This is a genomic window from Singulisphaera photorubra (genome assembly GCF_045290345.1).
Lineage (GTDB): Bacteria > Planctomycetota > Planctomycetia > Isosphaerales > Isosphaeraceae > Singulisphaera.
Genome location: NZ_CP155447.1, coordinates 10,697,565 through 10,720,187, shown reverse-complemented (window position 1 = coordinate 10,720,187; position 22,623 = coordinate 10,697,565). Strand labels below are relative to the sequence as shown.

Annotated in this window: 15 protein-coding genes; 8 read left to right on the top strand and 7 right to left on the bottom strand. The window is 62.9% G+C overall.

Going from position 1 to position 22,623, the window contains the following annotated elements:
• Positions 1-16 precede the first annotated feature (16 nt).
• The 6 genes from V5E97_RS40040 (at position 17) to V5E97_RS40015 (ending at position 8,896) form a co-directional block, all read left to right on the top strand.
• Positions 17-2,314, top strand: a complete 2,298-nt coding sequence (locus V5E97_RS40040; protein WP_406697149.1) for a hypothetical protein — start codon at positions 17-19, stop codon at positions 2,312-2,314.
• A gap of 163 nt (positions 2,315-2,477) precedes the next feature.
• A complete protein-coding gene (egtB, locus tag V5E97_RS40035; protein ID WP_406697148.1) occupies positions 2,478-3,809 on the top strand; it encodes an ergothioneine biosynthesis protein EgtB in 1,332 nt (443 codons plus the stop codon).
• A 379-nt stretch (positions 3,810-4,188) separates the two neighbouring features.
• A complete protein-coding gene (locus V5E97_RS40030; protein WP_406697146.1) occupies positions 4,189-6,780 on the top strand; it encodes a DEAD/DEAH box helicase in 2,592 nt (863 codons plus the stop codon).
• The gene (locus tag V5E97_RS40025; RefSeq protein WP_406701296.1) at positions 6,749-7,510 is read left to right on the top strand and encodes a metallophosphoesterase; all 762 of its coding nucleotides are present in this window, start codon (positions 6,749-6,751) and stop codon (positions 7,508-7,510) included. The genes V5E97_RS40030 and V5E97_RS40025 overlap by 32 nt, the downstream gene beginning before the upstream one ends.
• Positions 7,511-7,683: 173 nt before the next feature.
• Complete coding sequence (locus V5E97_RS40020; protein ID WP_406697145.1) at positions 7,684-8,502, top strand: DUF362 domain-containing protein; 819 nt, start codon at positions 7,684-7,686, stop codon at positions 8,500-8,502.
• 16 nt (positions 8,503-8,518) lie between these two features.
• The gene (locus V5E97_RS40015; RefSeq protein WP_406697144.1) at positions 8,519-8,896 is read left to right on the top strand and encodes a hypothetical protein; all 378 of its coding nucleotides are present in this window, start codon (positions 8,519-8,521) and stop codon (positions 8,894-8,896) included.
• Between the two features lie 121 nt (positions 8,897-9,017).
• Here the strand turns inward: V5E97_RS40015 and V5E97_RS40010 are convergent, their stop codons facing one another.
• From V5E97_RS40010 to V5E97_RS39995, 4 genes are all read right to left on the bottom strand, one after another.
• Positions 9,018-10,496: a hypothetical protein gene (locus tag V5E97_RS40010; protein ID WP_406697143.1), complete on the bottom strand. Its 1,479-nt coding sequence runs from the start codon at positions 10,494-10,496 to the stop codon at positions 9,018-9,020.
• Positions 10,497-11,026: 530 nt separating this feature from the next.
• Positions 11,027-12,019, bottom strand: a complete 993-nt coding sequence (locus tag V5E97_RS40005) for a HEAT repeat domain-containing protein (RefSeq protein WP_406697142.1) — start codon at positions 12,017-12,019, stop codon at positions 11,027-11,029.
• Between the two features lie 188 nt (positions 12,020-12,207).
• The gene (locus V5E97_RS40000) at positions 12,208-13,665 is read right to left on the bottom strand and encodes an APC family permease (protein WP_406697141.1); all 1,458 of its coding nucleotides are present in this window, start codon (positions 13,663-13,665) and stop codon (positions 12,208-12,210) included.
• Between the two features lie 158 nt (positions 13,666-13,823).
• The gene (locus tag V5E97_RS39995; RefSeq protein WP_406697140.1) at positions 13,824-14,876 is read right to left on the bottom strand and encodes a HEAT repeat domain-containing protein; all 1,053 of its coding nucleotides are present in this window, start codon (positions 14,874-14,876) and stop codon (positions 13,824-13,826) included.
• A gap of 249 nt (positions 14,877-15,125) precedes the next feature.
• On the opposite strand from V5E97_RS39995, the gene V5E97_RS39990 reads away from it, so the two are divergent.
• On the top strand, positions 15,126-15,674 hold the full coding sequence (locus V5E97_RS39990; RefSeq protein ID WP_406697139.1) for a hypothetical protein: 549 nt from the start codon (positions 15,126-15,128) through the stop codon (positions 15,672-15,674).
• A 12-nt stretch (positions 15,675-15,686) separates the two neighbouring features.
• Here the strand turns inward: V5E97_RS39990 and rnr are convergent, their stop codons facing one another.
• From rnr to V5E97_RS39975, 3 genes are all read right to left on the bottom strand, one after another.
• Positions 15,687-17,963 carry a ribonuclease R gene (rnr, locus tag V5E97_RS39985; RefSeq protein ID WP_406697138.1) on the bottom strand — a complete coding sequence of 759 codons (2,277 nt, stop codon included), beginning with the start codon at positions 17,961-17,963 and terminating at the stop codon, positions 15,687-15,689.
• 406 nt (positions 17,964-18,369) lie between these two features.
• Positions 18,370-19,371 (bottom strand): 3'-5' exoribonuclease YhaM family protein, encoded by a 1,002-nt coding sequence (locus V5E97_RS39980; protein ID WP_406697136.1) that lies wholly within the window; start codon positions 19,369-19,371, stop codon positions 18,370-18,372.
• A 121-nt stretch (positions 19,372-19,492) separates the two neighbouring features.
• Complete coding sequence (locus V5E97_RS39975) at positions 19,493-20,554, bottom strand: RNA-guided endonuclease InsQ/TnpB family protein (protein ID WP_406697135.1); 1,062 nt, start codon at positions 20,552-20,554, stop codon at positions 19,493-19,495.
• Positions 20,555-21,252: 698 nt separating this feature from the next.
• On the opposite strand from V5E97_RS39975, the gene V5E97_RS39970 reads away from it, so the two are divergent.
• Entirely contained in the window at positions 21,253-22,020 is a 768-nt protein-coding gene (locus V5E97_RS39970; protein ID WP_406697134.1) for a hypothetical protein, read from the top strand.
• Positions 22,021-22,623 lie beyond the last annotated feature (603 nt).

The following is a 22,623-nucleotide window of genomic DNA, read 5'->3' as shown; positions in this document are numbered from 1 at the left end:
AAGAATTACAGCCTGGTTGAGTGCACTCACTCTGACATCTTTCGGGTTGGTCTCCTCGGCAATGGCCCAGGGAGATCCCAACGCCCCGCAGGAGATTGCGGGGATGCAGGTGCTGACCCGTGGACCGGTTCACGAGGCGTTTGCCGAGCCCGTGGTGTTCGATCCCCAAGCGAGTCCCATTGTTCCGAAGGAACCTCCTCCGCAGGTGGAGGAACTTCCTCCCGACCAGCAGCCTGAAGGAACCAACGTTCAGTGGATCCCGGGTTACTGGAGTTGGGATGACGAGCGCAACGATTACCTCTGGGTCAGTGGAATCTGGCGTGATATCCCCCCGGGCCGCCAGTGGGTGCCGGGCTATTGGAGCCAGGCCCAGGGAGGCTTTCAGTGGACGGCGGGCGCCTGGGTCCCCACCGCGCAGACGCAAATGGAATACCTTGCGGAGCCGCCGCAAAGTCTCGAAGTGGGCCCCAACGGCCCTTCCCCCTCCGCCGACGCGACCTGGGCCCCGGGGTGCTGGTACTGGCAGGAGAATCGCTACGTCTGGCGGCCCGGTTACTGGGTCCCGTTCCAGCCGAACTGGCTCTGGGTGCCGGCGCACTACGTTTGGACCCCCAACGGCTACCTGTATGTGAACGGCTATTGGGACCATCCGCTCGACACGCGGGGCCTGGCATTTGCCCCGGTCTATTTCCAGCAGCCGATCTACATCCAGCCCAATTTCGTCTACACGCCAAGCGTGGGCCTTCTGGCCACCGCGCTCGCGTCGAGTCTCTTCGTCCGGCCGTCGTATCAGCAATATTGCTTTGGCGACTACTACGCCGTGAACCATTTCAATTCGGGTATCTACCCGTGGTATTCCTACCACCAGAGCCGGTACGGCTACGACCCGCTCTTCTCCCACTACGCCGCGGTCCACACTCGCCGTGATCCACGCTGGATCAACGGGCTGCACGACGAGTATCGCTATCGTCGCGACCACCCCGAAGCCCGGCCTGCTCGCACGTTTGTTCAGCAGCAGACGATTGTCAATAATGTCACGAATGTAAACGTGACGAACGTGAATGTAAGAAATGTCAACAGGGTGCAAAACCTGGTGATCGGGCGGCCAATTCAACAGATGGCGGCGGTTGGAAGAGGACCGGCCGCGAAGCAAGACATTGCGGGGCGCCAGAATCTCCGATTCGAGCGAATCGATGAGGCTCGTCGCAAGGTGATTGCCCAACAGGCTGGCCAGTTGAACCAGTTCCGCCAGCAGCGGATTCGCCAGGAACAGGAATTTGCACGCCGTCCGCAACCGGGTCCACAAGCCAAGGAGCAGGGCAAGCGGGCGAATTTCCCGGATCAGCCGAGACGTATGGATCTTCCGCGATCGCCCGTCGCCTCCTCCATGCCCTTGAGGGACCGAGACCAGCCAGGACGCGAAGGGAACGGGGCCACGAAGGCTGCCCGCCAGGCAAATGCCGTGAATGCCGCTCGCGAGGCCTTTCAGGCTCGCGAGGCGACGAAGTCGGCCCGCCAGGAGAATGCCGCGACCGCAGCTCGCGAAGCGATGCAGGCCCGTGAGGCGAATGCGGCGGCGAAGGCGGCCCGTCAGGGGAATGCGGCCAATGCGGCCCGTGAGGCGAATGCCGAGCGGCAGGCGGCCACAGCGAGTGAGGCGATGCAAGCCCGTGAGGCGAACGCGGCGGCAAAGGCGGCCCGCCAGGGGAATGCGGTCAACGCGGCTCGTGAGGCGAATGCCGAGCGACAGGCGGCCACGGCTCGTGAGGCGATGCAGGCCCGTGAGGGGAATGCGGCGGCGAAGGCAGCCCGTCAGGCGAACGCCGTCAATGCGGCCAACGCGGCTCGTGAGGCGAATGCCGCACGACAGGCGGCCACGGCGCGTGAGGCGATGCAGGCCCGTGAGGGGAATGCGGCGGCGAAGGCAGCCCGTCAAGCGAATGTGGCGAACGCGGCTCGTGAGGCGAACGCGGCTCGCGAGGCGAACGCGGCTCGTGAGGCGAACGCGGCTCGTGAGGCGAATGCCGAGAATGTGCGGGCCCGGATGCAAGCCCGCCAATCCCGAGCCTTTGCGCCGCCCCCTGTTCCCACGCAGCCCAATCTGGACCCGAATCGTCGACCTGGAAATCCCAACCAGTTTCGCCAACAGCGGCACGAACCCGATCCCAACCAACTACCCCCTCAGTTTCGCCGAGGGGGACAGAACAATGTCCGTCCTAACGCCAACCTGGAGGGAGCGGCAACCAAGGCAAATCGCAGCGACCAGCGTAACGACGGAACTCCCAAGGCCCAGAATAAACGACAACGCGATTGACCCTGATGCTTCGCAATTTTGAACCGACCGATCCGAGCCACCCGCGGTGGCCGGCTTGAAAATCCTTGCCTCTCGTCCCTCTCCGTCTACCATGTTGAGTCGCGATCGGTCGGTTCCGCAACTCCGCCGGAGCCGACTGATCCTCACTCCCGGATTACACCCCATGGAAACGAAGGCGGCCTTCGAGATGACGCCCAACGGGTCCAAGCCGGCCCTCCTCGACGCGGATCAGGACGGCATGACCGCCAATCGACTTGCGATGCGGTATGACGAAGTTCGCCGCCGTACCTCTTCCCTCTGTGCACCCCTGGAAACCGAAGACTATGTGGTTCAGTCGATGCCAGACGCCAGCCCGGCGAAATGGCACCTGGCCCATACAAGTTGGTTTTTCGAGACGTTTGTGCTCAAAGCGGCATCCGCCGATGAAGTTGTTTCGGAAAAATATGCTTATCTATTTAATTCTTATTATAATGCGATTGGCGAACGAACGCCCCGCGCCGAACGCGGTCTGCTTTCCCGGCCGACGGTCGCGGAGGTCTACCGCTATCGCGCGGCCGTCGATGAGCGGATGAGGACACTCCTGGAACGGGCCGACGAGCCCCTCTTGCGACGTCTCGGGGCGACGATCGTGCTCGGGTTGAACCACGAGCAGCAACATCAGGAGTTGATCCTGACGGACCTGAAATACCTGTTCAGCCGCAACCCGCTTCGGCCTGTCTACCGTGAGGCTCGGTTGGTCGGAGGAGCCGAGGCTTCTCCCCTGCGCTGGCAACGGTTTGAGGAGGGGCTGAGGCAGATTGGCCACGAAGACAATGGGTTCGCGTTTGATAACGAGATGCCGCGGCACTCGGTCTTCGTTCAGTCCTTCCAGTTGGCCGACCGACTGGTCACGAACGAGGAGTTTCGCGTCTTCGTCGATGACGGCGGATACGATCAACCCCGCTTCTGGCTCTCCGACGGATGGAACGCGCGGCAGAGCCACGGTTGGACGGCTCCACTCTACTGGGAACGGGCCGAGGATCAGCAATGGCGGATCATGACCCTGGCCGGACTTCGCGACCTCGAGCCGAACGAGCCGGTTTGCCACGTAAGCTACTACGAGGCTGATGCCTTTGCCCGCTGGGCAGTCGCGCGACTACCGAGCGAGGCTGAGTGGGAAGTCGCGGCCGAGGGGGCCGAGGTTCGGGGGAACTTGCTCGAAGAGGAGCACTTTCATCCTCAGCCTCTCGCAAGGGACCGCACTGAAGCGGGGCTCCACCAACTGTTCGGGGATGTCTGGGAGTGGACGCGGAGCCCGTACAGCCCCTACCCCGGATATCGCCCTGCCCCCGGTGCGCTGGGCGAGTACAATGGTAAGTTTATGTGCAATCAAATGGTGTTGCGCGGCGGTTCCTGTGCGACGCCTCGCTCGCACATCCGGAGCACCTACCGCAACTTCTTCCCCCCCGATGCCCGCTGGCAGTTCTCGGGAATTCGTCTGGCCAATGATTCCTGAAGCGAGCGGAGCGTGTTGAACTCCCTCTGTTGCTTTCCATCGATCCGCGACTGGGCGCGTATCTCGCTGGATTTCCAGGCCGGTTGTATCAGTAGCACGGCCGGCCCGGCCGTATCCCCCTGGGCTCAGGGCCATTTCTCAGATCCGCGCCGATCCGGAGGGAATTACGGCCGGGCCGGCCGTGCCACTGCAAACAAACCGTGGCGGAAACCGCAAGAATCATCGCTGCTTTAGCACTGTTGCGGATCGTTGTTTCTTTCTTGGGTCTGGTAAGATGTCCGCTCGGTTCCCGGTTCCAATCGGCCTGGAGAGAAAGGCCCCCAGAATTTAGGAGGAGAATGCGGGGCGACCACTTCGGAATCGCCTCGGTTCCGCTTGGATGCACACCCAGGATCAGGACAGTTCGGATGGGCATGCCACGCTGACAGGGCCGGTCCGCGCTTGGTTTACTCACACCTTTCCCGGTGGTCCCACCCCGGCGCAGGCTCTGGCCTGGCCGCCGATCGCCGCGGGTGAGCACCTCCTCCTGATTTCTCCCACGGGAACCGGGAAGACGCTGGCCGCCTTCCTGGCGATCGTCGACCAACTCTTCCGTGAACTGGCCTCGGGAACGCTTTCCGATGGTTTGCGCTGTGTTTATGTCTCGCCATTGCGGAGTCTCGGATACGACATCGAGCGGAACCTCGCGGAACCGCTGCAAGCGATTCAACGCTCGCTCGGCTTGGCCAAGTGCCCGGTGGAAATCGGGGTTCGGACGGGGGATACGTCGGCCTACCAGCGCCGGAAGTTGCGTGACAAACCACCCCACTTGTTGATCACGACGCCCGAGAGCCTTTCGCTCTTACTGAGCCAGGAGGCCTGGCACGACCATTGGCGTGGGGTTCGCCACCTCATCGTGGATGAAGTTCATGCCTTGGTTCCCACCAAACGTGGGGTTGATCTGGCCGTTTCTCTCGAGCGGGTCGCGGCCAAGGCGGCGGCCGATCCTTGCCGGATTGGTCTCTCCGCCACTTGCCGGCCGGCCGAACCCGTGGCGCGTTTCCTGGTTGGTCCCTCGCGGCCTTGCCGGATCATTGAGGCTCCGCTTCCCGAAGACGCTCCTCCGATGATCCTGGAGGTCGAATCGCTTCTGAAACCTGACGAGGCGCCACATCGCGGGCTGACCTATCGCCGACTGCTCCGCAGGCTTGAACGGGCCGTGGGCGGGAATCGGACCACGGTCGTTTTCGCCAACACCCGAGCGCTGACTGAGAAGATCACCCATGACCTGCGTCGGACGATCCAAGGGGGGACCGAAGCGGTCGCCGCCCATCATTCGGCGCTCGATGCCGACCGCAGGCGCCAGGTCGAAGCGGCGTTGAAGGCGGGTGAGCTCCGGGCGGTGGTGACGAGCACGAGCCTTGAGCTGGGCGTGGATATTGGCTCGGCCGACCTGACCGTCCAGGTCGGACTGCCCGGGGGAGTCTCCCGCTGCCTTCAGCGGGTCGGCCGCTCGGGGCACCGGCTGGGGGTCGCTTCGCGAGGGCTCTTGCTGGCGGCGACTCCCGCCGAGCTGGCCGGTGGCGTGGTCACGGCCGAGGAGGCGCGCCTGGGGCGAGTCGAACCGCTCCGCTCGATCGCTGCTCCGCTCGATGTGGTCTGTCAGCAGTTGATTGGCATGGCTTGTGGCGAAGAGTGGGCGACCGACGTAGCGTTCGATCTGATCCGCAAAGCAGGGCCGATGGCCGAACTCGCACGGGCCGACTTCGATCTCTGCCTCGACTTCCTGGCCGGAGAGCTCGCCGCGCCCGCGGGAGCGACGGAGTCAGAAACTGGCCCTTCCCCGCGCTGGACTGCCCCTCGACTCTGGAGGAGGCGTGGCCTGTTCGGCCTGCGGAGCCGTCGAGTGGCACGCTGGTTCCGGAGTAACGTCGGCACGATCACGTCGGAAGAGTCGGTCCGTGTGCTCGAAGGGGGAGTCGAGGTCGGCACCCTGGAAGGCGCCTATGCCGAGCGACTCCAAGTTGGCGACAAGTTCATCCTCGACGGCCGTTCCCTGGAGTTTCGCCGACTCGAGGGACTCATCGTCCACGCCAAGGCGGCGGGAGGGGAACCGAGCTTGCCCCGCTGGTCGAGCGATCGGCAATCGCTTTCGGCCGAGCTGGCACTCGCCCTGGTCGAGTTCCGTGAGCAGGCCGCCGCGATGCTTGCCGACGGTCCCTCGGCGCTCCGTGGTTGGCTTGGCGAGGCCCACGGGCTCGATCCTCGCGCGGCCGGGCTGCTCGTCGCCCTGTTCGAGGCGCAGGAACAACTGAGCGAGATTCCGCCCCCCGGCACGTTGCTCGTCGAGGAGTCGCCCCGCGACGATGGGCTGACCTACACTTTCCATGCGCCCTTGAACCGGTCGGCCTGTGAAGCGCTCGGTCGTGCCACGGCCGCTCGGCTTGGGCGAAGGTTCGGTCGCGACGTCTCCTTGATTGCCGCCGACCTGGGCTGGGCGATCCGACTGCCGGACGAAGCGCGGTTGCTGGCGTCTGAGATCACGACGCTCCTGACGTCTGACGGGTTTGCCGAAGACGTGATGGAAGGACTCGACCGCGGTGAGTTGCCCGCCCGACGGTTCCGGCATGTCGCCGCGACGGCTCTGATGGTGTTGCGCAATCCCGAAGGGGGCCGCCGCCGCGTGGGAGGACTGCTCTGGGTGAGCAACCGCCTCTATCCGATGGTGAAGGCGCTTTGCCCCGATCATCCCCTGCTCCGCGAGACGCGTCGCGAAATCCTCGAGGACCTGCTCGACGTTCCCCGGGCCCTGGCCTGGCTGGCCGAGCGGCCCGAGGTCCGGTTCCGATCGCTCGCGGGGTTGTCCCCGTTCGCCGCCGCCTGGGTCGATCCGAGCGAGCCGGAGCCCTTGCACTTCGAATCGCCCGCCGAGGCGCTTCGTCGGCTCCATGCCCGGCTCAGTGAGGAGATTGGAGGGCGTCATCCGGTCTGACCTTACCCCTGCCTCGCCTGGCTTCGCCGGACCGGACGGTTGGATCCTCGCGCCCGAGGGGGCGGCCGTTCACCTCGCAGAGCGAACCGCGATCATTGCCGACGTCCATCTCGGTTATGAATGGGCTCGCGCCTCCGGGGGCGACTGCCTGCCCGCCCACTCGCTCGCCGAGACTCTGGCGAAGCTCGCAACTCTCCTCGACCGTTGGCCGATCGACCAGCTCATCGTGGCCGGCGACCTTGTCGAATCGCCGCACCCGTGTCGTCGAACCATGGAGGATCTCCGCGGTCTGAACCGATGGCTAGACGCGAGATCGGTGAGCCTGGTCCTCGTGCCGGGCAACCACGACCCACGTCCGCCCGCCGGTACGCCGCAAACGCGGGAAGTGGCCGGCTGGACGATCGGCCATGGTCACCGCCCGATCGACGCCCTGCGCTCGATCTCAGGGCACATCCACCCCGTTCTACGAGCGGGTGGGGTGGCGGCCCCCTGCTTTCTCGTCGGCCTGCGAACCATGATTTTGCCTGCCTTTTCGCCCAACGCGGCGGGATGGAACGTCGTGGCGGGGTTCCCTGAATCGTCGCGGCCCGTCGAACCCCTTCGCTGTATCGCGGGCGCGGGGGGGGAACTCCTCGACTTCGGCCCGATCTCAACGCTCTCCGTTCGCCTCAACCTCAAGGAGAAGCCGCAGCCTGATCGTCGGCGAGAGCGACGTTCCGGAACCGGTTGATTGTGACGCTGCATTGAGGTTCGGCAAGGTCTGGAGAGCGGGGATTCTGCGGAAAATGCGGATTCTTCGGCCTTGATCGTCGTTTTGCATTGTCATTTCGGTCGATACACTCACAGTTAAGGATGGTTCAAAGCTCCATCGACCGGCTGCATTAGGGAGGAGTAATCCGACTCATGCGTAAGCCTTATCCTTGCGGTGGCCTGGGCCGCCGCCAATTTCTGGCGAGTGCCGCGGCACTGCCCACCCTGATTGGCCTGAACGTTTCGGCGGCTGAACCGAAGGCGGCCCAGGATCCTGATGGGGTACCAGGGAAGTTGGGACTACCGGGCCCCTACCCCGGCCGGGTCATTGAGGCCCGCAATCCCGCGATGATCAAGGATGGCGTCAAGAACCGGGATGCAATCAAGACGACCCTCGCCCGAGGCATGAAAGAACTGACGGGCGCCGATGACGACGTCGAGGCCTGGCGCTCGTTCTTCGAACCGGGGGACGTCGTTGGCATCAAGATGAATCCGGTCGGCACCCCGCTTGCCAATACCTCAAGTGAGCTGATGCTCGAGGTCATCGAAGGCCTGAAAGCGGCCGGGGTCAAGACCCGGGACATGTTCGTGTTCGAGCGGTACCGGCAGGAGTTCATGGCCGCCGGAATGCACAAGGATGTCCCCGATGGCGTCCGCTGGGGGGGGCTGACCCCGGAAAACGACCCGAGCCAGCTCCAACTGAGCTGGCCCGGTGATGACCCGGTCGCCGGCTACGACCCCGATGAATATATGACGATGCAGTTGGTCAGTCGGGGGAGCGACCCGAAGGACGATCGCACGCTGCGGTCTCACCTGGGCCTTCTTGTCACCAAGCGGGTCAACAAGCTCGTCCTGCTCCCTGTACTCAAGGACCACGGTTCAGCGGGAGTGACCGGCGCCCTCAAAAACATGAGCCACGGCCTGGTCAACAACGTCGCGCTCGCACAGTACGCCCGACACCAACGCGTGTAATCAGTTCATTCCGCAAGTGGTCAGCCATCCGATCCTCCGCAAGAAGTGCGTGCTCCAGATTCTCGACGGCATCAAGGGGGTCTTCCAGAAGGGGCCGTTCGGACGCGACCCGCAGTTTGTCTGGGAGTACAACGCACTCTTGCTCGCAACCGACCCGGTTGCCCTCGATCACGTCGAGTGGCGAATCATCGACGCCCGTCGGAAAGAGGAGAAGCTTCCTCCCGTCGCCGGCACCGGCAAGGCGGCCCTCGACCCGCTCGGCACCGAGGGCTTCGACATCCGTCAGCCGCAGCACATCGCGTTGGCGGGCAACCTCGGCCTTGGCCGGTTCGACTTCAACTCCCCGCAAGGGCGCCGACGCTCGATCGACCATCGGATTATCGACGTGGGGTGATCGTAGGATCGTGGTCGTGAGCATGGGCTAAAACGAAAACGGCGGCGACCCTCAATGAGGGCCGCCGTCGTTTTACGTCGATGCAGTCGGTTGGGAAGCCCGAACTCAACGGCGTCAGAGGTCAGGGGCAGGTGAGGCAGGCGGGGACAGCGACAGGCACATAGGTGCAAGTCTGAACGGGAATCTGGCGGGCCACTTGGCGGGCGACGCAGCGATTCACCGTGACGGGGACCTGCTCGGGAACGCAGATGGGGACCTGTCGCGCGGCGGTCTCGGCAACCATCCGGCAGGTGGTGACGGGGACCATCTCGGTGCGTTCTTCGGCGACCATCTGGCAGGTGGTGACGGGGATGTTCTCGACCCGCTCCTCGGACACCATCTGGCAGGTGGTGACGGGGATGTTCTCGACTCGCTCCTCGTTGACCATCGTGCAGGTGCGAACCTCGTAGGGCTGCACCCGTTCTTCGGCGACCATCTGGCAGGTGGTGACGGGGACGTTCTCGACCCGCTCCTCGGATACCAACTGGCAGGTGGTGACGGGGATGTTCTCAACCTTCTCCTCGGACACCATCTGGCAGGTGGTGACGGGGACGTTCTCAACGCGCTCTTCCGCCACCATCGTGCAAGTCTGAACCGGGACCTGGCGGGTCACCGTCTCGGCGACATAGCTCGTCTCGCTGACGTTGCGAACCACCGGGCGGGAGACGAAGACCGACTGGCAGACGGTGCGAGGGGGGCACTGGACGGCCACCGTGGCGACGGTGGCGTAGGCTCGTCGCTTCTTGTGATGGAGGAAGCCGAACAACTTGCCGGTCTTGGGGGCGCAGGGGTCCACCGGGGCCAAGACGGGCTGCTCGACGACCGGGCCGGGAACTTCGACCATCTGCCGCTCGTAGTAGCCGCACTCTTCCACGACCTGACGAACCGTGGTGACGGGCTTGCAGACCGTGTAGTTTTGCGAAACCATGCTCGTCTGCATGACCGGCCGCATTACCGTGTAACGGCGCTGGGTGTTGGTGGTCTGGTAGACCGGGCGGCTGACGGTGTACCGGCGTTGGGTGTTGGTGGTCTGGTAGACCGGCTTGCAGACCGTGTAACGGCGCTGCACGGTCGACGTCTGGTAGACCGGCCGCATCACCGTGTACTTCCGCTCCAGACGCTGGGTCTGATAGACCGGGCGGCTGACGGTGTACCGGCGTTGGGTGTTGGTGGTCTGGTAGACCGGCTTGCAGACGGTGTACCGGCGTTGGGTATTGGTGGTCTGATAGACCGGCCGCATCACCGTGTACTTCCGGGCGACCTGCGTGGTCTCGGCCACGGGCCGCATCACCGTGTAGTTCTCGGTCCGATACCCCTGGCGGTAGCGGGTCTCCATGATCGTGGTGGGCTGGTTCTCATAAACCGTCTCGTAGACGGTTTGCATCGTCGTCTGGTACTGCGGCACCAGGCTCACGACGTTGCACTGAGCCTGAACGACCGGAGCCGGCGCACAAGTTGTACACGCCCCCCCGCCATAGGTGGCCAGGGCTGGGCTCGCAAGCCCCCACAGCGCCAAGGCCGCGCCCGCAATGGGACGCATCACTCTCATGGACTCCGACATGCGTTTCTCCTCGACGATGTAAGCGGGCTTCCCTGTTGTCTGCGCTAGTGGTGTCAAACGGCCCAAGACGGAGAGCCATGCCTCGTCCCTGAGATCGACCTCCCCCGAGTCCTTTTTGGATTTCCCAAGTCGTACTCGATCGGGCAAGGCGCGTTTCATCACTCTGAAACACGTCTAAGCACAGTATAACATGGGTAAATTGGGAGGTTAGCGGGAAAACAAATTTTTCCCGAATTCCTGAGCGTCCTTCGCCGATATAAAGAAGTTCGGCCCGAAACCAAACGTCTTCACTCGGCCTCAGTTCCCAACCAGAGCAACCCTCGGGCCATTCCCATGCTCACGCCCCCTAATCTTTGCGCAGCCGATCGCTGATTGGGGAGGAGACTTCCCGAGTCCGGTGGACGATCGTCACCGAACTCGCACGCAGGCAAGGACTTTCTCGTTCTCTGAACGCAGCGTCGCATTTCTTACGATCGGCTTTGAACGGATTTTCGGCGCAATCGAGCGATGCGTTGCGAACGCCAATCTTTTCAAGGCGTGTTCGGTAAACTTTTCAAAAGCGACTGAGCGCTGTTCCGGACACTCACCAGCCCTGATTTGGTCAGGGTGCTGATTTCGGGGCGGAGGCTCCCGGCCAGTCCTGGAGACTTCCGATCGACCGAGTGTTGAAGCGATTGAAGCGCTTCGAGTTCGATCGCCTCGATCTTGCTGTGCTTTTCGCTCGGCGAGGCGAGGGTGATGATCTTGTTGAGATCGGTGGAGGAGAGCATCTCACGGAAGACGCCCTGGCTCTCGGAGTCGCCGCGTCGTCCCAGGGCGATCGCGGTGTTGTAGCGGACGTAGCAGTCAACGTCCTTGAGCCGGTCGCGGAGCACGCGGGTCGCTTGGTCACCGCCGAAGAAGCCGAGGGCGTAGACCGCGGCCTGGCGGAGCTCCTGGTTCTCGTCTTCACTCGCCACTTCGAGCGCTTTGATCGCGCCGGGGTCTTCGAGGTGTTCGTCGAGCCGGGCGGCGTGTTTGGCGAGGCTGATGGCGGCGGCGAGCCGGACTTGCGGCGGCTGCTTGGGCGCGAGAGCGCGGGCCAGGGTGGCGAGCGGATCGACGTTCCGGCCGTCGGCCGACTGGGCGTCGAGGGTCTGGAACGCGCCCAGCGTGAGGGTCACATACTGGGTGAGTTCGGGACTCTCCTCGAGGTCGAGGTCGTGTGCTAGAAGGTCGGTCAGCTCGCCGAGTAGTTTGGGATCGTTGGCCAGCTTGGGGTCGTTCTGGATCAGGCTGGCCAGTTCGTAGGCGGCCCGCCAGTGGGCGTTCGGAGAGCGAAGGAGGCGGACGTACTCCATCGCATCACGCTCGCCGCCAGCCAACTTGCCGAACAGGAGCCAGACGACGATCACGACCGCCACGATCACGGCCGGGATCACGAATAACTGGACGATGAACCCGGCCGAGGGAGCCTCGACGGGGGGCAGGTCGGCCAAGGCAGGGTCGTACGGCTGCTGCGGACGCTCGGTCGGATGGCTCATGAGGCATCATTCATGGGAGAGAGGAGCGAATGCGCATCACGCGCCGAATTTTACCGGCGCGTTTCACGCACCCGTCCTCTCAGTGTAAAGATTAAGCCACGGCCGTCAAGCAACCAAGGGGCGGGCACGCTCGATGTGGATAACGAGCCTTGCCGGGGCGCTGGTCTGCGCGAGTGGGGCGTCGTTCCTCATCCTTGGTCGGGAACCGCGTATTCCGTCGATACGTTCTCCCTCGACCCGCCCCTCTGGCAGAAGTAGTAGATCGGGACGCCCGCCATGATGCTGAGCAGCGAGTAGGTGGAAACCCAGAATCGCTGCGAGAAGGCGGCGGCAGTGAGGATGGTCGTGAACACGAGATAGATCGCTGGTGTGACTGGATATCCAGGAGTCTTGAACGGCCGAGGGAGATCGGGCCGATTCACGCGGAGGACATAGACCGCGCTGATCGTTAGCATCGAGAAGATCGCCAGGCCGACGCTGGCATAAATGACCAGGCTATCGAACGACCCCGTCCAGAGGAGTGTGAGGGTGCACGCCACCTGCAAGACGGTGGCAACCACCGGGGTGGCGGCCCGCGTGGAGAGTCGGCCCGCGATTTTCGGAAATTGTCCCGCCAGAGCCATGGCGTAGACCACGCGGGGGCCGAGCAGGACGTAGGCGCTCAGCGACGAGAGGAGCATCAGGCCAATCGAGACCGAGAGTGGTTCCGACCAACGTGCGCCGAACAGCCGTTGCGCGGCGAGTTGTGCGATGGGTGCGACGGCCTCGGGCTTGTACGGAAGCCGGTTCCCCGGGGCGTCGACGATCGCACGGACATCGTCGGCCGACAGGGCGAGGGCGTACACCACATTCAAGCCGAGGTAGAGGGCGACGACGCCCGCGGTTCCGAGCAGGATGGCCCGAGGGAGGAGCCGTTGCGGTTCGACGATCTCGCCGGCGAGGTACGACGCGGCGTTCCAACCGATGTACGCGTAGGAAATGTAGACGAGCGAGAACATCATGGGGAGCACGCGCGCCTCGGACATGGGCGGGAGGTCGACCAGGTTGGCGTGATGCGGCCAGCCGACGGCCAGCCCGGCAAGAACGAACAGCCCCAGGATGAGCAGCTTCAGTGACGTGATCCAGCCCTGGACCCAGGCGGTCCCTCCCCTGCTCCTAGTGTGGATCGTCGCGAAGATCAGGATCGTGAATGTGGCCAGGCCTCGTTGGGCGTAGAGCGCGGTCGGCCCTTCGAGGTGGAGGGGGACCAGGAGAAACTTGGCGGCACCGAACGCCGCAGCGGCGCTGGGGGCCGCGAAGCCGATCAGGAATGAGACCCAACCCGACAAGAATGCCGCCAGGGGCCCGTAGGCCTCGTGCAGATAAACATAATCGCCCCCGGTCTTCGGCATCGCGGCCGACAACTCGCAGAGTGTCAACGCGCCCGAGGCGGCGATCACGCCCCCCAGGACCCAGAGACCGAGCATGAGCTGGTTGCTGCCGACGGCGTAGACGGTGAAGCCTGAAGTCGTCAGGATTCCGACGCCGACCATACTCGCCACGATGACGAAGGTCGCCATTGATAGGCCGAACTCGGCGGGCATCTTGGGCGGACCGTCCCCCGTCGGCGTCAGCTCGATCTTGGGATCGCAATTCGACATTGGCATCGCTGCTCCACCGTCCCGCTCGCAGGTCGACTCGCCACACTGGAAAGATCACAGGCCAGACGGACCAAAAAAACAAGACGGGAGGGGAGATCGCTCTCCCTTCCCGTCTCGGTTGAATGTGCCGAGATCAAGCCTTTCGGCGTGACTGACGCCGAAATTCAAGGCGTGCCGCTGAATCCGGGGGAGGAAGAGAACGAGGGCGTCGGGTCGGGCGGGACCTGTTCCTCGATCGGCGGTGCAACGTCACTGAACTTGGCCGAGCTCGGTGTCAGCGACTGCGTGGGAGTCTGGATCGTCGACGCTCCAGGGCCGAGAGCGGGCTCGGCGGGAACCTCGGTGGGAACTCCGCTGGCAATCTGGCCGAGGGCCAGCCCGGCGGCGTCACGGACCGCCTGTCGCTTATCGAGGGCGACGGCTTGCCGGAGCGGCTCCGAGGCGCGAGGGTCGCCGATCTCACCCAAGGCGTTGGCCGCGGCGACGCGAACGTCCTTGTCCCAGTCGTTCTTGAGCCGATCGACGAGCGCGGGGACGGCTCGCGCATCGCGGAGCCGGCCTAACGTGTAAGCCCCTTCGATCCGGCTGTTGTCGTGGCTGCTCTGGAGCCGGCCGATCGCGTTTGCGACAGGGTCAACGACGACCGTCGCCGGCGCCTGGGCGACCGGAGTGTAGGGCTGTGGGGCGTTGTAGATCACCGTCGGCGGGGGCGCGGGGGCCATGTAGATGGGGGCAGGCTGAGCCACGAAGACAGGAGCCGGAGGAGCCGAAGCGAGCGCTGAGCCCGCGAACATGCCCAGGCCGAAGAGGCCGCCGCCGACCGCCAACGCGGGACCCCAGCCCGGGCCTCGATTGTTGTTGACGTAGACGTTGCGTTCGACGAAGACCGGACCACGAGGCCCATAACCACCACCACCACCGCCACCACCACGATGGCCCGTGGGAACGTATCCCCGGTTCGAGTAGGCCGCCGGGCCGCGGGGAACGGCTCGCTGAGCGGTGTTCGAGCTCTGGAACGTCCCGCCTGGCCGCTGGATCGTCACCTCGCGGTTGACGTAGCCGGGACCTCGCTGGCTGGAGAGACTTCGCTGAATCGAGCGTCCGCGCGGTCCTGTGACCGTCACGTCGCGCTCTCGCCCTACGACCTGGCCCAAGCTCGGAAGATTGCCTACTCCCAAGGCCAGAACCAGGCCGGCGCTGATCCATCGTTTCTTCATGGCAAGATCTCCCTTCGGTCCGTCGGAGAGGCGTTGTCCGACCCACTACATCCCTCGGGCCGGACGGCGGAGATTCTTATGGTCTCGGACTAATTTGTGAAGCCCAATCGTTCGTGATTGACCTGGCTTGTCCCGAAACATATTCCTTTGATGGGGAGGGGCAGAAGGCGATCTCGCTCCATTTCTTTATCGGGAATTTCCCACATCCAAAACTCGTGGTTCCGTCTCATTTTTCATTGCGAGCTCGCGATGGAAGCGGGGCAAAACATCGAAATATTGAAAAATTCCCGATGCCTGTTTTGGCGGAAGGCGCTTTTACAGGCTAAACTTGATTTAATTCTTCCCTGGCTTGACTCGACGTTGGAAAGGGCCGAACTTGATGATGGGTTCGGGACTAGATGCACTCGAGTACGGCTCCTTGAGGATTGTGGAGGCCCCGCGTTGCATCCACTTTTTACTCGTCCGCTTTCAATGACGTGGAACGTGACCGTGCTGGAGGTCTCTCCAGACGGATTCGTTTCGCCCTTTTGTCAGAAGTGCCAGACCGAACTCGATATTCATCAGCCGCAAGAGCATGATCCCAACGAATTGCTGGGAACGTGTAGTCAATGTGGTTGCTGGCATCTCATCCAGGTGGCGCCCGGCGGAGCCGAGGCCTTGTTGATCAACTTACCCAGCGTTGAGTTCGTCCGCGAAACGCTGGCCAAGGCGCGAAAAGAGGCGGCCGGGAAGAAACCGGCCGCCCCTAAAGGATCCACGAGTCGTCCGAAGCGCCGCGCGAAGTTGGGCTCCGACTGAGGGGCGGGTCGATCAACCCTTCGATCGCTTTCCTTTCCCCTTCTTCTTTTTCGAGCTCTTTGGATTCGACTTCGACCGAGCGGCTTTGGCCAGGCTTGAGGCAGGAGGGCGAGACCGGCGCGCCTCGGGCGTGCTGGTCGTTGCTCCCGGCCGTTTCGGGCGGGATTCCTCCTCCTGGATGTCGGCGGGGGCGAGGTCGAGCTCCCGCCGATCAATGTCGATGCGCGTGATCCGGACCTCGATGTGGTCTCCTAACCGGTAGCGGCGGCCGGAGCGGCGGCCGATCAAGGTATGCGTCTCGAATTCGAGGTAGTAATAGTCGTCGGCGAGGCTCGTGATGTGGACGAGTCCGTCGACCGGCAGGTTGACAATTCGACAGAACAGGCCGAACTCCTCGACCCCGATGATAATTGCCTGGAACGCTTCACCGATCCGGCTCTCGAGATAGGTCAGGAGCTTGATCTTCACGAGCTCGCGCTCCGCGGCCTCCGCGCGGCGCTCGGTCTTCGTGCAATGGTCAGCCAGGACGGTCAGCTCGTCGTGGTCGCTCTTGGGCCGCTTCCCTTCGAGCAGGGTCGTCAACTGGCGGTGGACCTGAAGGTCGGGATAGCGGCGAATCGGTGAGGTGAAGTGGCAATAGTTCTCGCTGGCCAGGGCGAAGTGTCCTTCGGCTTCGGGCGTGTAGACCGCCTGTTTCAGGCTGCGAAGGACACCGTAGTGAACCGCATACTCTTCGGGCTTGCCCGCCGTCTCGATCAGGATGCGTTGGAGCTCGAACCGACTCTGCGGGTTTTCGATCTCCAGGCCCAGACTTCGGGCGAACTCGGCGAATGCGTCCAGCTTGGTCGGCTCGGGGTCGGCATGGGTCCGCCGGAGAAAGCCGGCGTGCTTCTCGGTCAGGAAGGTCGCGACGGCTTCGTTGGCCGCGAGCATGAAGTCTTCGATCACCTGGTGGCTCTCGTCGTTCGAGGCGAGATGGGCCCCGACGACCTCCCCTTGTTCGCCCAGATCGACTTCGACCGCCGGCATGTTCAGCTCTAACGCCCCGCGCTCGAAGCGGCGGCGGCGGAGAATCTGGGCGAGCTCGAGCATCTCGCCGAGCATGCGGGCGACTTCGGGGGCGACCCCTTCGTGGGTGGTCGCGGGCTCCTTCATCACCTTGAAGGCGTCTTCGTAGGAGAACCGGTGGTCGACGTTGATCGCCGAGCGTGCGAAGCTCAGGCCGGTGCGGATCCCCTCGGAGTTGAATTCCAGGAGAGCGCTGACGGTGTAGCGGACCTTGCCGGCCTGGAGGCTCGCCAGGCTATTGGAGATGACTTCGGGGAGCATCGGGATGACCCGATCGGGCAGATAGACGCTCGTACCACGCTGACGTGCGGTGCGATCGAGGTTCGAGTTGGGCTGCACGAAGTGGGAGACGTCGGCGATATGGACTCCCAGGCTCCAGAAGCCTCGCTCGTCGCGTGAGAGGGTGATCGCGTCATCGAAGTCACGCGCGGTGGCCGGGTCGATGGTGACCGTGAGCGTGCCGCGGAGGTCGAGTCGGTCGCCGATCTCCGTCTCCGAGAACTGCTTGCCCAACTTCCTGGCTTCGTTGAGCGTCTCTTCGTCGAAGGTATCGGGGATGTTGAACGCGCGGATTACCCCCAAGGTGTCGACACCGGGCTGGCCGCGTGGGCCGAGGATCTCGCTGATCACCCCCTCCCCCGCGGCATACGGGGTCGGATAGGAAACCATCTCGATCGCGACCTTGTCGGACGGCTTCGCCCCTTTGGCTCCGGGATCGCCGACATAGATCGGTGCGCCGAAGGTGGTGCCGTCCACGCGTACGAATCCGGCCCCCAACTCCTCGTAGTAGGTCCCCACGAAGATCCCGGACGCCCGCTCGAGGATCTGGACGATCCGACCTTCGACGTTCATCCCCGGCCCTTTGGGCCGCTTGGTGATCTTGACCGCGACCTCGTCGCCGCTCGAGGCGTCGCGGCTCTGGTCGATCGGGATGTAGATCTGGTCGGTCTTCTCTTTCGACGTATGGGGGCGAACGAAGCCGAAGCCTTTCGCCGACCGTCGGAAGAGGCCGATGATCGTACCTTTCGTGTGGGGCTTGCTCAGTCGCTTGTCTTTGGCGATCTCGAGGCGGCCATCCTTGATCATCCCCTTGACGGCCGCCCGAAACGAGGGGTAATCCTCGGGATCGACCCCGAGTCGGCGCGACATCGCCTTCACCGTCATCGGCTTGTATTCGGCCTCGGAGACCAGATCTAACACCTTGTCTGTCGGGTCGGTCATCGACGGTCTCTCCGCTCTGCCGGTGTCGGGGCACGGTGATCGCCAGGCGAGGCGCAGCAGGCGAACCCTCAAAGGCTACCGTGGTCAGCTTGCGCGAGCCAGCCCGGCTCCGATCGAGTGATTCCTCGGATTTATCGGCTCCCCGGTTCTGCTCGCGGGACTCGAAATCGGAAAGGACGACCCGGCATGGCGGAGACGCGTGCAAAGAGATGTTTTAAAAGGCGGATTGAATCGAGCGGAAGGGAGCCGACGATGGTGACCGGCTCTCAGGCGCGGGAAGCTCCTGGGGCCGTGGCGTCACGGGTTCCGTGGCGGGAACCCGTGACACCCAGACTGACGACTTATCCCGGTTCGAATCGGCCGATTGGCGAGCGATTCGGAACCGGTCAGATCTCGACGGAGGAGTTCAGGACTCCACCGTTTCGTCCGCGAGGCCGTTTGACTGTGCGACTCCCTTGAAGAGTCGCCGCCCCAGGTTCTGCTGGAACGGGGTCCAGCTCGACTCTCGGCACGGGTCGTCGCGGATCTCACGGCTGAACGTGTGGATCTTGGCGTCGAGGTTGTCGAGGTAGTGGAGCGCGATCGCCTCGAGAGTCATCGGCAGCTTGGGGCTGCCAAACTCGTGCGTGCCGTGGTGGCTGACGATCATATGCTTGAGGCGGAGCAAGAGCTCGTTCGGGAACGGTTCGCCCGTCAGATCCGCGCTCTGCTCGACCTTGTCGCGCAGCATCTCGACACCCATGACCAGGTGCCCGACGAGTTGTCCTTCATCACTATAGGCGAAGGCGCGATCGTAGCTGAGCTCGCTTACCTTGCCGATGTCGTGGAGAAAGATGCCCGTGAGCAAGAGGTCGCGGTCAAGCTCGGGATAGAGGTCGACGATGCGGTCGGCGATCGTGAGGATCGTGACGACGTGCTCGAGCAGCCCCGCGTGGTAGGCGTGGTGGTTTTTAATTCCCGCCGGCGCCGTGGTGAATTTACGAACGAACTCCTCGTCGATGAGGAAGCATTCGACGAGCGCCCGCAAGTGCGGATTACTGATGCTCAGAAGGATTTCGCGGAGCCTCGCGGTCAGTCGCGCGACATTCTGGGTGCTTTGCGGGAGGTAATCCTCGGGCTCGATCTTCGTCGGATCGACGACCTCGATATGCGAGAGGATTAGTTGCAAGGCGCCCTGGAAGACTTGAGTCTTCCCTTTGACCCGGAGATAGTCTCCTGGATCGAACGTTCGCGCCAGCCCCTCACTCGCATTCCAGAGCCGCGCACCGACGCTTCCCGTCTTGTCTCGCAGTTCAAGGTGGAGGTAGAGATTGCCCTGGCGATTCGCACGGAGTTGCTTGTCGGCGACCAAGAAGGATTCGTCGACCGCGTCTCCGTTGCTCAGCTGATTCACATAGCGACGGCTCATGCGGCAGTTCGACCGTGGGTGCGGAACCGGGTGGTTCGTTCAGGTATTTCGGACGCGAAGCCCACCGAAGCGGTGATTGTAGGGGGCGAGTGCGGGTGGGGTCAAGTCATGAACCCCACGCCTAAAGGCGGGGGCCTGCCAAAACAGTCTTGCCAGTCGTCTCGACCGGGATTCGACCTCCGGTGTCAACAACGCCGACATTAGGGCACATGACTTTGCCCCGGTCACGAATGTTTCGGGCCGCGTTCCAGTCCGCGGCGAGTTCAAATCCACAAGACTTGCACACGAATTCATCCCGCGATTTCCGGTTAGCCTTTTCGCAATGCCCGCACTCGGAGCATGTCCGAGACGTGTTGCGCGGGTCAACCGGAATGACGGGGATGCCTTCGGCGAGGGCCTTGTAGGCGATGAACTGCCTGAACTGGTAGAACGCCCAACCCTTCATGCGAGATCGATCGGCTTTCCTGGCCGTTGTCCGCGGGTCAATGCCGCCGAGATCCTCGACGGCGATGGCGCTGGCGGTGTCTTTAGCCTTGGCAACGATCCGCTTGCTGATGACGTGGTTCTCGTTGGCCTGGAACTGAGCCTCTCTCTTGCTGATCTTCTTGAGTTTCCGCTTAGCGGACTTGGTGCCTTTTCGCTGACAGGTCTTCCTCGCTTGGCTGTACTTCCGGCGACAGGCGTCAACATCGGCCACCGAGAAGTTCTCGCCGTCATCCGTAGTGGCGAGGTTTTTTACCCCCATGTCGACCCCGATGGTCCCCTTTGTCTCGATCGACTCGGGAACTTCGTCGGTCAACTGGACGTGGAGGAAGTAGGCACCGTCGCGACGCTTGACCAGGGCAGCGGATGTCGGCTTACGGCCCTTGAGTGCCGCATTCTGTCGCTCGCCGAGCTTGGTGGTGAGCTTGACTCGACCCGACAGGAGCGTCAGGCCGAAGGTCCAGTTCCATTCGTGGAACGAGAAGATCCTCGCGTCGTAGTCGATCGAAACCGGCGCGAACGCCGAGTGCATTTTCGCGGAGACCTTCAGGGCGGCACAGGCGCGGGCGATGGCCCGGATCGCGAGGTTGGACGAAAGGCCGAATGTTTCACGGATCTTCCAGTAGCAGGCGTGCTGGACCTTGACCTTGTTGGTGAAGCCGAGCGACCGGGCTGACTCGGCGGCGAAGTCGCAAGCCAACGCGAACGCCTTGAGCGTGGCGTCAATCTCGACGCGTTGCTCGGGGGTGGGCGTCAGCTTGCAGATGATCGTCTAGACGGTGTGCATGCGTTCAATTGTCTCGCATGGAGATCTCACATGCAAGGGCAAGATTCACGCGATTCCTCCCCACGGCTAAAGACGGGACTTCCTCGCTAGATTTTGGTGAGAAAAAGAAGGCTCGCCTGGCATGACGGAGTTCTCTAGCGAATCTATTGAAATTAAATATTCATATGTTGAAATGTATTGTTTTGTTGATCCCGTTCTGAAGAAACTCCGGCAAGTCGTCGCCCTTCATCTTGAACCCGAATCCATCCTATCAGCCTGTTGATTAGTTGGGCCGATCTGGCGGCGAAGCGTACTCGAACCGTATCGGTCTACTGCCGTGCGCGTCGTTTAATGGGGTTTCCGGGGGACGAGCTGAGTCTTACCCAGTTTGCGTAGACTGCGTCAAGAATTAAGAATGTCCCCATTCCTGATTTAAGTGGCGTCTCCTTTGTTTTGTTTGGCGCTGGCAAGAATCGATCGCAGTCTGCGATGCCGTCGGTCAAGGCGTGGCCGGGCTTCGGCGACCGCTTGCGCTGGTGTTCGCCTGGTCACCCCACCTGCAACTCTCCTACCGAAGCGGTGCTGGCGGGCGGGTCGCCACCTCGGATAGGCTGGAAGACAAAAGCATCTCGATGAGCGAGCAAGCCATGCATGAGGCCGACGACCGACTCGCGGGCGACCCCGTCTGGGAGCTATTTCCCGTCCTGGTGGATGACTCACGCCTTCGGCACTATCGCACGGGCCTACTCTTCCTCGCCCTGGCATTATCCTACTGGCTCCCAACCGCTTCCGTCATCCTGGCTTGCGTTGCGGCTTCGTTCCGGGAGTTCTGGGAAGGCCGCAGGCTGGCGAGGTCCATCCCCGATAAGGCTGGCGGCCGCATCTGCTCGCTCTTCACCTACGCCTGGGGAGCTTGGAAACTCGGCTTAACCGCCTTCCTCCTTTTGTTCGTCGTAATCGGAGTTTACGCGGCATCGAAGGAGAAGCCAGATGTCCCCGTAGCGGCTTTTGTAACCTTACTCCTCTCATTTTTCGGGTTCACCGCGTCCGCATTTCTGACGGCGATCGGGCTGCTGATGGCTTTCCGATCCGGGATGAGGGTTTGGATCGGCGAGGGGGTCAACGAGGCCCGTCTGTTACTGGGGGCGATGCTGATCGTGGTATTCGCCTTTCTCGTACTCGGGCCCCTGTGCGTCAGCCTCATCGGAGCGGCTCCCAGTGCAGGGGAGTCGAGCATCCGTAGCATCCTGATCACTTTCGGGTGCGTGCTGGTAGGCGGCCCGATCCCCCTCCTCATCGCACTCGACCGGATCAGCCGCCATGTAGTCGCCGACACGCCGGGCAAGTTCGGGCCGAAGGCGCCGACCGTCGGGAAATGGGACATCGACGACACGCTTTGATTCCGTCTACAAGCCCTTCGTTTCACTCACCTGCGGCTCGCTTCTTCCTCATCCTCTTTGTTCAAGTTTCGCACTTTTTCTGCAGGTCATATTCAATCTTATAGATTTGGCTGGGTCCCCAAAGAAACGTCGGCGTCTCTGTCAATTTTTGGAAAATTGTTTGAGCCTTACGCCGAGCAATTTCCCCTGACAGAGGACGCCGACCTATTTGAGTTCGAGTGGCCTGCCGGGGCTACCGGGTGAACGGCTGGACTTTCCCAACCATCGAGAGCGACGAAGACGGTTGTGTCGACCAGCACATGGTGCAGTTGGAAGCCTGGACGACGGGACGCGAGTCAAGGTAGGTGACCGGGAGACGAGACCTCGCACTTCTCCCGCGTGCCGAGGATCTTCCCGGCCATCGTGGCAGCGAAATGATTTGTCACATACCGGGGGCCAGCAACCAGGATGACCGAATCGGCTCCTGGTCCTTTCCCACAACCCGGCGGATTCATGGAAGGAGTCAGGATGACCGGATCGGCTTTGGCCCCTTTGGATTTCTTAACCCGACAGTCTCCGATGGCTTGGACTTGTGACGAAAGGTCGGTGGCAACCATTGTGTAA